The sequence below is a fragment of the Pollutimonas bauzanensis genome, from assembly GCF_040393045.1.
Taxonomy (GTDB): domain Bacteria; phylum Pseudomonadota; class Gammaproteobacteria; order Burkholderiales; family Burkholderiaceae_B; genus Pollutimonas; species Pollutimonas bauzanensis_A.
Genome location: NZ_JBEBUX010000034.1, coordinates 21,808 through 32,938 on the forward strand (window position 1 = coordinate 21,808; position 11,131 = coordinate 32,938).

General features: G+C 56.5%; 10 protein-coding genes. 7 read left to right on the forward strand and 3 right to left on the reverse strand.

Annotation, left to right across the window (positions count from 1 at the left end):
* Window position 1 precedes the first annotated feature (1 nt).
* The 3 genes from glgA to ABWO67_RS07435 form a co-directional block, all read right to left on the reverse strand.
* The gene (gene glgA, locus ABWO67_RS07425) at window positions 2-1,651 is read right to left on the reverse strand and encodes a glycogen synthase GlgA (protein WP_502929982.1); all 1,650 of its coding nucleotides are present in this window, start codon (window positions 1,649-1,651) and stop codon (window positions 2-4) included.
* A gap of 161 nt (window positions 1,652-1,812) precedes the next feature.
* A complete protein-coding gene (locus ABWO67_RS07430) occupies window positions 1,813-2,685 on the reverse strand; it encodes a glycosyltransferase family 2 protein (protein WP_353149728.1) in 873 nt (290 codons plus the stop codon).
* A gap of 60 nt (window positions 2,686-2,745) precedes the next feature.
* Window positions 2,746-4,101 (reverse strand): sigma-54-dependent transcriptional regulator, encoded by a 1,356-nt coding sequence (locus tag ABWO67_RS07435; protein ID WP_353149731.1) that lies wholly within the window; start codon window positions 4,099-4,101, stop codon window positions 2,746-2,748.
* 234 nt (window positions 4,102-4,335) lie between these two features.
* Here ABWO67_RS07435 and ABWO67_RS07440 point away from each other — a divergent pair, with 234 nt between their 5' ends.
* From ABWO67_RS07440 to ABWO67_RS07470, 7 genes are all read left to right on the forward strand, one after another.
* Entirely contained in the window at window positions 4,336-5,277 is a 942-nt protein-coding gene (locus ABWO67_RS07440; RefSeq protein ID WP_353149734.1) for a sigma-54 interaction domain-containing protein, read from the forward strand.
* A gap of 200 nt (window positions 5,278-5,477) precedes the next feature.
* Entirely contained in the window at window positions 5,478-6,971 is a 1,494-nt protein-coding gene (locus ABWO67_RS07445) for an RNA polymerase factor sigma-54 (RefSeq protein WP_502929981.1), read from the forward strand.
* Between the two features lie 84 nt (window positions 6,972-7,055).
* Window positions 7,056-7,829 carry an ABC transporter ATP-binding protein gene (locus ABWO67_RS07450; protein ID WP_353149737.1) on the forward strand — a complete coding sequence of 258 codons (774 nt, stop codon included), beginning with the start codon at window positions 7,056-7,058 and terminating at the stop codon, window positions 7,827-7,829.
* Window positions 7,830-7,925: 96 nt separating this feature from the next.
* Window positions 7,926-8,744, forward strand: coding sequence for a transporter substrate-binding domain-containing protein (locus ABWO67_RS07455; RefSeq protein WP_353149740.1), 819 nt, complete (start codon window positions 7,926-7,928; stop codon window positions 8,742-8,744).
* Between the two features lie 6 nt (window positions 8,745-8,750).
* Window positions 8,751-9,461: an ABC transporter permease gene (locus tag ABWO67_RS07460; RefSeq protein ID WP_353149743.1), complete on the forward strand. Its 711-nt coding sequence runs from the start codon at window positions 8,751-8,753 to the stop codon at window positions 9,459-9,461.
* Complete coding sequence (locus ABWO67_RS07465) at window positions 9,461-10,138, forward strand: ABC transporter permease (protein ID WP_353149745.1); 678 nt, start codon at window positions 9,461-9,463, stop codon at window positions 10,136-10,138. The genes ABWO67_RS07460 and ABWO67_RS07465 overlap by 1 nt, the downstream gene beginning before the upstream one ends.
* Entirely contained in the window at window positions 10,135-11,130 is a 996-nt protein-coding gene (locus tag ABWO67_RS07470; protein ID WP_353149748.1) for an asparaginase, read from the forward strand. Before ABWO67_RS07465 ends, ABWO67_RS07470 begins: the two co-directional genes overlap by 4 nt.
* Window position 11,131: the final 1 nt, after the last annotated feature.

Consider the following 11,131-nt stretch of genomic DNA (forward strand, 5'->3'; position numbering starts at 1 on the left):
ATCACGCACTGTAAGGTCGATGCCGCACCACGGAACTCAAACCTGGAGCTTCAGGCCTGGGCACCTTGCCCGTCTTTGCACCCAGCCGGCCCGGCAGGGTCCCCGCCGATGCGGGAATGACGGCACCTTGGCCGCTACGGACCAAGGCCAGACCTCGTCGTCGTTCAGGCACGCGATCAAGCGCAACATCGGGACGCAGCGCTTGATAAGCGCTTAGATAGGCTGGAGCGGTTTTCGCCCAGCTGAAATCAGACCTCATGCCATTGACTTGCATCGCATGCCAAAGATCGGGGTCGGCGTGCAGCGCCAGGGCGCGATCAATGGCATGCACCATGTCCTGCGGCTGTTCGCCTTCGAACAGAACGCCGGTAGCGCCGCGCATCGCGCCGGCCGGCAGGTTCTTGCCAGGATCGGTAATCGTATCCACCATGCCGCCGACCCTGGACGCCACGGGAATCGTGCCATATCGCATGGAGTAAAGCGGAGTCAATCCGAATGGTTCGAACCGGCTCCCATGCAACAGGATATCGGCGCCTGCGTGCAGCAAATGCGCCCGTCGTTCGTCAAAACCAATGTAAACGCTGCAACGGCCGGGATAGCGCTGCCCGATCGCTAGCAATGCCGCTTCCAGTTTGTGGTCACCCTGCCCTAATACACATACTTGGAGCGACGGGTGAGCATCCAGCGATGCCGGGATGGCCTCGGCGGCCAGGTCAGCCATTTTTTGTGTAGTCAGGCGGCTGCCCATTCCCATTACGACCGCATGAGGATCTTCGTTCAAACCCATGGCATGCTGCAAATCTCTTTTGCATAACGCTTTGTTGCTCAAGTGGTCCGCGCTGAAAGCGCGCCCACGCAAATATGGGTCCGCCAGAGGGTTCCAAAGCGTAGTGTCTATCCCATTCGGGATGGAAATTAAGTCGCCGCCACGAGCGGCCAGCGCACCCTCCAGGCCGCAACCAAATTGAGGCGTCAATATTTCACGCGCATAGTTGCGGCTGACCACCGTAATGAGATCGGCATAACGGATACCGGCTTTCAGGAAATTAAGCTGCCCCCAGAACTCCATGCCGTCCCCTGTGCGATATGGCTCGGAGATACCCAGCGAATCCGCAAGGTCAATGGGAAACACACCCTGGAAGGCAACGTTATGCAATGTCAGCACCGTCTTCACGTCCTGGACCTGCATTTGATGCATTAGCAATGGGGTTAATGCGGCATGCCAATCATGAGCGTGCACAATATGAGGGCGTTGCACGCGCTCCACCCCTTGCGCGATTCGCGCAGCAGCGTGCGCCAGCGCCGCATAGCGCATAGCGTTATCTGGATATTCGCTGCCGTCAGCCGCCACGTAGTAGCCGTCACGGTCATACAGCGCAGCGTTTCTTAACAACAATACGTCCAGCCCAAGCTCTGGGCAGTATGCCCCGAGCAATGTGGCATCGCCCCCTGGCAGGCCAGTAAGCGTCGCCACTTCAGTCTTACGAATGACATGAGCCAGCGTGGACGGATAGGCGGGCAATAGTAAAGTAACGTGGATTCCGCTTTGCTTGATCGCCAAGGCCAACCCGCTAACTGCATCGCCCAGCCCTCCTGTTTTTGCAAGAGGAAAAGCTTCGGAAGTTACTGCCAGGACACGTAGAGTCACAATGTTCTCCAAAATTCAATCTGCCACTAGGGCGTTGCTTGACCCGGTCTTCACGCCGTGTCCGTGAGGAAAGTAAAAACTACCCAAAAGCGTAAAAACTATCGGGGTCGCCAGGACTGTCCGGGGCAAGCAGTATCTCGATAAGAATTAAGCAAACATCGTGCCTACCTCGAAGATTCCAGCAACGCCTGCATGCTTTCGACAGCAGGCGATATCACTTTGCGATTTCTTAATGCCCGCGGCAGGCCGAGCACCATTTGCAACATCGTCGACCAAACAATGCCGCTGTCCCGCGCGGCGCGCCACTGCACGCTGGTTTGGCGCCAGGCAGCGCGAACAGGCCTGCGCATCCATGCCACCCAAATCGCATTACGTATCAATAGACGTTCCCGCAACCGGGAATCCGCCGCCAGCGAAGGAAAATAGCGCGCCACAACATCATTGGCATAAACAATACGCCAACCTCGTTCGACCAGATCCAGCGCCATAAGTGCCTCTTCTCCCCCTTGGAAAAAAGGAGGCCAATACCCGCCCACTTGGTAAAAGGCACAAGTTCGCATGACACAGGCACCGGCCGTGAACCCCAGCAATTGCGGGCCAGGCAGTTGTTCTCGTGCCAAAGGGCTTTGCGCCATGGACAGGCACGCCGGGGCCGGACAACCCGTTGCGCCAACCTGGACGCATGCGCTGACAACCGCCAATTGCGGCGTGTCATCCAGCAGCGCGACCGCGCGTTCCAAAGCGCCTGGCTCCCACTCGGTATCGCTGTCGCAAAAGGCCACGTAGGGAGTCTGGGCGAAAGCCACTCCAATGTTGCGCGCCGCCGCGCCCAGATTGCGCCTGGCACGGATCAGCATGATAGAGGGATACCTGGCCGCTATGGCCGCTGGCGTTCCGTCGGTGGATCCATTGTCGACGACAACAATGGGCCATTGCCCTGGAAGACCGCATAGGTATTCCAGGGCGCTTATGGCTTGCAAATGTTTGTTGTGGGTCAGCACGACAATAGTCGCACGCCCTGGTTCGGTAATCTGCATGTCGTAGTAGTCCCAGTTAACCGGGACTACTTACAGCATATCGCGTGCCAGGCTCAGCAGCTAACGGAAAGACGATGAAGAAGAGTGCTCATCCACATCCGTAGCGGCGCCGTACTCTTCGAGCCGGTTATAAAGCGTTTTAAGACTGATGCCCAACATTTCGGCAGCTGCCTTCTTGACGCCGCCGCATTGCTTCAACGTGGCAAGAATCAGCTGTTTGTTGGCATCTGCCAGGGGCACACCTACAGGCACCAATATTTCGGAACCCCAGCCTGCGGAATGCGATTCCAGCTCGAAGGTATTGAAATCACCCTTGATAAGGGTATCGGCAAGAATATAGCTGCGATACACGTAATTACGCAGCTCGCGGATATTACCGGGCCATGAATAGCTTTCCATCGCAGCCAGCGCTTCCGGCGCAAATCTTTTGTGAGTCTTCCCTTCTTCATTAAGTTGAACCAGAAAGTGATTGGCCAACTCAAGGATATCGCCCTCCCGTTCGCGCAGCGGCGGCAATTCCAGGGGAAACACGCTTAAGCGATGATATAAATCCTCGCGCAATGTCCCGTTGGCCACCGCCTGCTCCGGATTGCGATTGGTGGCGGCCACGACCCGGACATCGGCGGCAATTTCTTCATGAGTACCGACCCGCATGAAACGGCCCGTTTCCAGTACACGCAGCAAACGGACCTGCAGTTCCATCGACATCTCGGTGATCTCATCCAGGAACAGCGTACCGCCACTGGCTCGCTCGAAATAACCTTTGTGCAGGCGGTCCGCACCGGTAAAACTGCCTTTTTCGTGCCCGAATAGCTCGCTTTCAATCAGGTTGGGTGAAATGGCGCCACAATTGACCGGCATGAATGGTTTTTCATGCCGGGGGCTGGCCAAGTGAATCGCTTCGGCCGCAAGTTCTTTGCCCGTACCGCTTTCGCCCACAAGCAACACCGTTGCACGCGTTGGGGCAACTTTCTCGATATGGGCACATAACAATTGCATGGGGCGCGAATGGCCTATCATTTTGGCAAACCAATCTGTCGCGCCTGGCAACGGTTGCTCTTGGAGCAAGCTTTTGATTTCTCTCAGGACGCCCTGTAGCCGGCGCAGGCTGACCGGCTTGAGCAAGTAGTCGACGGCGCCGCAACGCAATGCCTGGATAGCGCTATCGACGCTGGAATGGGCTGTAATGAAAACAACCTGGGAATCGGACAGCGCCTGACTGTTCCAGAACTCCATGCCGTCGCCGTCGGGCAACTGCATATCCAGCAATACCACATCCGGTTTTTGCCGTTCGATCTGGATACGAGCCTGCCGTATATCGCCTGCTTGGGCTACGGTGTAGCCTTCATCGCCTGCGATTTGTGCTATCAACTCACGGATGGCGGCGTCGTCGTCGGTAATCAGTAAGTGCGGCATGAGTGGCTTCTTAATGTTGAATTTCTGTAGATCCGGTAGTGTGCGCATACGACCCGAGAGTCGTTTGCTGCCGTATACCAGCATATCAAATTTACTATTTTCCTCGTCAGTTGTTATGAGTATTATTAGTCATATCCTACGCGGTTTCGCTGAAACGAAAAGTGAACTTTCATATCATTTGAAACAGCATGCGAATTACCTACCTCTTTGACATTTTACGATTAAGCTTTTCACATGATTTCATCGTCCAAAATCGTAGGCCGGTCACCCGCGGCCTTTACGCTGGCGCGGGCTATTGTAAAAGCCGCGCCTACTGAAGCCAGCGTTTTGATCGTGGGGGAAAGCGGTACAGGCAAAGAGATCGTGGCACGGGCAGTTCACGCCCGTAGTTCGCGTAGCGATGCCCCTTTTATAGCGGTCAATTGCGGTGCAATCTCGGCGTCACTGGCCGAAAGCGAATTATTCGGCCACGAAAAGGGGAGCTTTACCGGTGCATCCGCGACAACTAGCGGCTGCTTCGAGCGGGCGCACCAGGGCACCTTGTTTCTTGACGAAATAACCGAAATGCCCATGAACATGCAGGTACAGTTGCTGCGCATCCTTGAAACAGGGCAATATCATCGCGTCGGGGGATCTGAGCAACTACAAGTCAACGTGCGTATTATTGCCGCTACCAACCGCGCCCCGAAAGCAGCAGTACAAGAAGGCCGCTTTCGCTCCGACTTGTTATATCGACTGGCGGTGTTTCCCATATGGGTGCCACCATTACGCGATCGCAAATCCGATATCGCTTATTTGGCGCAGCGCTTTCTGGATGAATTGAACGCCCAGGAAAACACAAAAAAACAATTTTCACCCAAAACCATCGAAAAGCTGGAAAACCACAACTGGCCCGGCAACATTCGGGAACTGAAAAATCACGTCACCCGTGCATTCATTCTCGCCGATGACGTGCTCGACATGGCTCCTGCCGTCAGCGCCTTCCGTGTACCGGATCCGCTTGCCGCCGAAGGCTTTTTAAAAATACCTATCGGAACGCCGCTAACCACCGCGCAACACGCCATTATCAGGGCGACACTTGAGCATTACGATGGCGATAAGCGCCGCGCCGCGCTAGCATTAGGCATCAGTCCTAAAACTCTCTACAACCGCCTCGAAAGCGCCCGACGCAATTAAACGCAGACGCCAGTCAGTCCAAACGCGCACTTCTTACACAGACCGGTAGCTTTGGGGCTCTGCCCAAATAAAAAACCCCGCCCAGGATGAACCTTGTCGCAGGGTCAAGACTCGCCATCCACCTGGCATGGGATTTGCTTGAATAGTTTAGGCAGCAACGTATTGCCATGACTTAAAACTAACAAGCTGGGAGATACCAAGTGAGCCAAGTTGCCTACGAAATGCAGGTCCGAATGCAGACCAGCCTGACACCCCGTCTACAGCAGTCCGTCAAGCTCTTGCAAATGTCGACGCTCGATTTCAGTCGAGAAGTTGCGCAAGCCCTAGCCACGAATCCTTTCCTTGAAGAGTCCGATGACACGTCCGTTACAGACCGCTCGAGCGAACCTGGCAGCTGCGACAACGAAAGCGGACATCCCCAGGACGCGCCAGACACCGAACTCGGCGACAATAGCCTGGATACCTCATCCGCAAGCGCCGCCCCCGAAATCGAATATGTCGCTACCCGACAGGACGACGCACCGACCTACTCAGGCGATTACCCGACACAGCAGCACTCGGATCACCCCGACAGCGACGTAGGCCAGTGGGCCCGCAGCAACGGAACCCTTCAGCAAGCCTTGCGAGCCGATCTGTCCAGCTACCCGTTAAATGAACGGGACCGTTATCTGACGGAATACATCATCGAAGCGCTGGACGATGACGGCTATTTACGGGTGCCGTTTGCCGAATTGGCAGATCCACAAGAGTTTTCTCCTCCGGTCACCGCCCACGAATGGGAAGTCGCCTTGCGGCTGGTGCAGCAACTTAGTACGCCGGGCTTGGCAGCACGCAGCCTTACTGAGAGCCTGACCCTGCAACTGCAGGCGCTGCCCAGCGGTACGCCCGGCAGGCAGATAGCCGTGCGCATCATTACCGAAGCGCTGGAACAATTGGGCAAGTGCGATTACGCAAAACTGGCCAAGATGTTAAACAGCCCCGAAGACAAAATACAAGAAGCCTGCCTGCTGATAAGAACGCTATCGCCAAGGCCGGGGGAGCGCTACGCCTCAGTAGACCCCTCTTGCTACATCATTCCGGACGTCCAGGTACGTAAAGTCGGCAGGCTTTGGGTCGCCACGTCCAATGAAGACGCCGTGCCCAAGGCGCGCTTAAACAGCGCCTACGCACAGTTGTTTCACAACACACGCTACAGTGAAAGATCCCTGATGGCGCAAGCCTTGCAGGAGGCACGATGGCTGATGCGCAGCCTGGAACAACGCACCAGCACCATACAACTTGTCGCGCAAGCGATTGTGGCGCGTCAGCAAACATTCTTTGACTATGGAGAGATTGCGCTCAGGCCCTTGATGCTGAGTGAAATTGCCGAGGAGCTTGGCATGCATGAATCCACGATTTCGCGAGCAACGAGCAATAAATATCTGGCGTCGCCTCGAGGCATCTATGAATTCAAGCATTTTTTCTCACGTGAACTTGCCACGCAGTCAGGCGGAACCTGCTCAGCGGTAGCAGTGCGCGCCTTGATCCAGGAAATGATAGACGACGAAAATCCGAAAGAGCCGTTATCCGACGTCGTGCTCACCCGCAAGCTGGCATCCGAAGGCGTGGTGGTCGCCCGCCGCACCGTATCCAAGTACCGTGCGCAGATCAAATGCCCGCCGGCAGAACAGCGGCGCAAACCTATGCATCCATAGCCGGTAAAATGGAGGTTTGCGTCTCATACAGCTTTCCTCTCTTATGCTCTCTTTTCTTTTCTGTTCTGTGCAGCGGCTGGTGCCATGACTAAGCCTGAATACGCCGTCAAGGTCGAGCAGGTCCACAAGTCTTTTGGCGCGAACGAAGTGTTGAAAGGAATTTCGTTCTCCGCCCGGCAGGGGGATGTGCTGGCTATCATAGGCGCCTCGGGCTCCGGAAAAAGCACACTATTGCGCTGCATCAACCATTTGGTCGTGCCGGACGAGGGACGCATCTATATCGGCAACGAAGTCTTGTTAAGCCGCAAGCGCCGCGATGGTGTCGCCGTCAGCAGCGACCCTCGCCAACTGGAGAGGGTGCGCGCCAAATTAGGCATGGTGTTCCAGAATTTCAATTTATGGACGCACCGCACGGTATTGCAGAATGTCATCGAAGGCCCCGTCCATGTGCAGCATATTGCCAAACACGAAGCCATCGATCATGCCTTGACCCTGCTTGCCAAGGTCGGGCTATCGGACAAGCAACACGCTTACCCCGCCGAACTGTCGGGTGGGCAACAGCAACGCGTTGCCATCGCGCGCGCCCTGGCCATGAATCCGGAAGTCCTGCTATTTGACGAGCCCACCTCGGCGTTGGACCCGGAAATGGTAGGCGAGGTGCTCAGGGTAATCCGCACGCTCGCCGATGAAGGCCGCAGCATGATTCTCGTTACCCATGAAATGAAGTTCGCCCGCGAAGTATCTGACCAGACGATTTTCCTGCACGAGGGCATCGTCGAAGAGTCCGGCGTTCCCGAGGCGTTATTTGACAACCCAGTTTCAGACCGCTTGCGCCAATTCTTGCAACCAATGTGTTGATTCCCCGCCGCTTTGGTAACATCCCATATTGGGAACTGTTAAGTGCACTATCCCTTTGCCACCGGCTGTCGGTCAACCACATCAAGGACGTCTCGCGTGATTACATCTACTCTGCAAAAAGCCCTGCTCTGCCTGGGCCTGGCCCTGTTGGGCGTGAACGTTGCCGCCGCCGCTGGCACGCTTAAAATCGGTACGGAAGGCGGCTACCCTCCCTGGAGCATGGTTGATGCCAGCGGCAAAGTCAGCGGTTTTGACGCCGACGTCGGCAACGCCCTGTGCAAAGAACTCGACATGAACTGCCGTTTCATTGTGCAAGCTTTCGACACACTCATCCCCTCGCTGGACGCCAACCGCTTCGACATCATTATCTCGGGCATGTCGGTAACACCAGAACGCAGCAAGCGCATCTCGTTCAGCATTCCCTATGCAGTCGAGGACGCCATTTTCGTTTTGCCCAAGGGTAGCGCGCTGATTTCCGCGGCTACGCCTGAAGCCATTTTCCAAGGGCTGGCAGGCAAGACAGTCGGCGTACAAGGCGGCACGACGCATGGCGACTACCTGCGCAAGTCGGCGCCGGATGTAAAAACCAAAAACTATGACACGCTGGATCAAATGCAAATTGATCTGGATGCCGGTCGCCTGGACGCCACTTTTGCCGACCTGACCTCGCAGTCCAAGTTTCTGAAAAAGGTCGGCGATAAAAACTTCGCCCTGTCCAGCCTGATCATCAGGGGATCTTCGGCCCCCGAAACACTGGGTTATGGCATTGGCATCGGTATTCACAAGAACCAGCCCGAGCTCAAGGCAAAAATCGATACGGCCCTGTGCAAGCTGATCAACGATGGGACAGTGAAGGCTTCCAGCGAGAAATGGTTCGACATTGACATCTCGAACTATGAGGTCTGCAAAAAATAAGCCTCCATGCTCGACACCATACTAGAGGTACTGCGCGAAGGATGGGGGTGGACGTTATTACGCGGCACCGCCATGACTTTGCTGATCTCGGTGTTGGGCATGTTGCTTGGCGTCATCATCGGCATCGCCGGGGCCAGCATCAAGACCTCCGGCCCGAAAGCAGCAAGCCTGCTGGTCAGCGTATACACCACGGTAGTGCGCAGCATTCCCGAACTGCTGATTATCTACCTGCTGTTTTTCGGATCAGTGCAAACGGCCAGCGACCTGGCCTATGCGCTGGGCCTGGAAGACGCCATGACCAGTTGGTTTCCCGCCATCATTGGCATTCTGGCCATAGGCCTGATCGCGGGGTCGTATGCGGTCGAGGTCTTTCGCGGCGCGCTTGGCGCCATACCACCGGGCCAGATCGAGGCAGCCAAGGCCATAGGCATGTCGACACGCCAACGCCTGTTGCGCATCATTCTGCCGCAAATGTTCTGGTATGCCCTTCCCGGCGCCAACAATGTCTGGCAGACTGCGCTTAAAGACACCGCCCTGATTTCGCTGATTGGCCTGGTCGAAATCATGCGCGCCGCCGTGCTGGGCGCTGCCGCCACGCGCGAGCCACTGGTGTTGTACCTGATGGCCGGCGCCTTGTACTTCATTGTCGGCGTTGGCAGCCAGGCCGCGTTTGTGATGGCCGAACGCCACTACGGTCGCGGCATGAGGGGGCATTGATGTTCGACCTTGCCCTTTTCCAGCACACCATGACGAACCTGGCGCACGGGTTCGGCCTGACGGTTTATATCGGTCTGACGTCTATTCTTCTGGCTCTGGCCCTGGGGCTGGCCCTGGCCCTAATGCGCATATCTCCCAACGCATTGGCCTCCCGGTTTTCCTTTGTCTACAGCACCTGCTTTCGCGGCACCCCCTTGCTGGTGCAATTATTTATCTTGTACTACGGCATAGGCACCCTGTCGTTCGTACGCGAAAGCCCCGTCTTATGGTGGCTGTTCAGCGACGGCGGACGCTGCGCCATTCTGGCCATAGGCTTGAACAGCGGCGCCTACGTCAGCGAAGTGCTGCGCGGCGGCTTCCAATCTGTTCCCAAAGGGCAAATCGAAGCCGCCAAAGCTTGCGGCATGTCGCCCTTGCTACGTTTCCGCCGCATCGTGTTTCCGCTGGCGATACGCCAGGCATTACCGGCCTATAGCAACGAAATCGTGCTGGCGATAAAAGGCACCAGCCTGGCATCGACTATCGCCGTCATGGAGCTGACTGGCCATGCCAAGCGCCTGATGAATCAGAACTACGCCATCATTGAAACCTTCATCATGGCCGGCATGCTGTATCTGGCAATCAACTTCTTCTTGCTGGGTTGCATGCACCTTCTAGAGCGCTGGCTTAAAAAATGACGACATCCACACTGCCCACCATCGTTTTGCTGGGAACCGGCGGCACCATTGCCTCTACCGCACACCACGCCACCGCCCTTACCGACTATGCCGTAACGCAAGGCATAGAGTCGCTGTTGGCAGCAGTACCTGAAATGACGGCCCTGGCCAACATCCGCTGCAGACAGGTTTTCAACGTTGAAAGCCATGCCATCACCAACAAGATGCTGCTGAAGCTCGCGTCTTGCATCAACAAGGAGCTGGCCAACCCCGCGGTTGATGGGATCGTCGTAACCCACGGCACCGACACGCTGGAAGAAACCGCCTACTTCCTTAACCTGACCATAAAAAGCGACAAGCCGGTCGTGCTGGTCGGCGCCATGCGGCCAGGCTCGGCCATCAGCGCCGATGGCCCCCTGAACCTGTACAACGCCGTCCTCCTGGCAAGCAGCCCGCGGGCCAGCGGCCATGGCGTTCTGGTCATGCTGAACGATAAAATCGGCGCGGCGCGTTTCATCAGTAAAGGCGCCACCACCCCCGTCGACGCCTTCCGCGCTTACGATCAAGGCTATATCGGGCAGGTCCATGCAGACCACGTCCATATCTTCCAGACGCCGGCAACACTGCACACCACACAAACCGAATTCGACGCAACAGGCCTCAAGTCCCTGCCCCAAGTCGACATCATCTACGACCATCAGGATGCTGGACTACATTTTTACGAAGCGTCCATCAACGCGGGCGCGCAAGGCATCGTCATCGCCGCTACCGGTAACGGCAGCTTATCGGCGACGGTGGCAAAAGGCATCAAGCTTGCGGCCAGGCACAAGGTGGTCTGTGTGCGTTCGAGCAGGACGGGCTCTGGCGTGGTGACTCAACTTGATGCCGACAGCAGAATGGGCGTTGTGTCGGGGAGTTCGCTGAATCCTCAGAAGGCGCGGATATTGTTGATGTTGGCTTTGGGGGTGACGCGTGAGCGGGACAGGATACAGGGGTATTTTGACCGGTATTAGC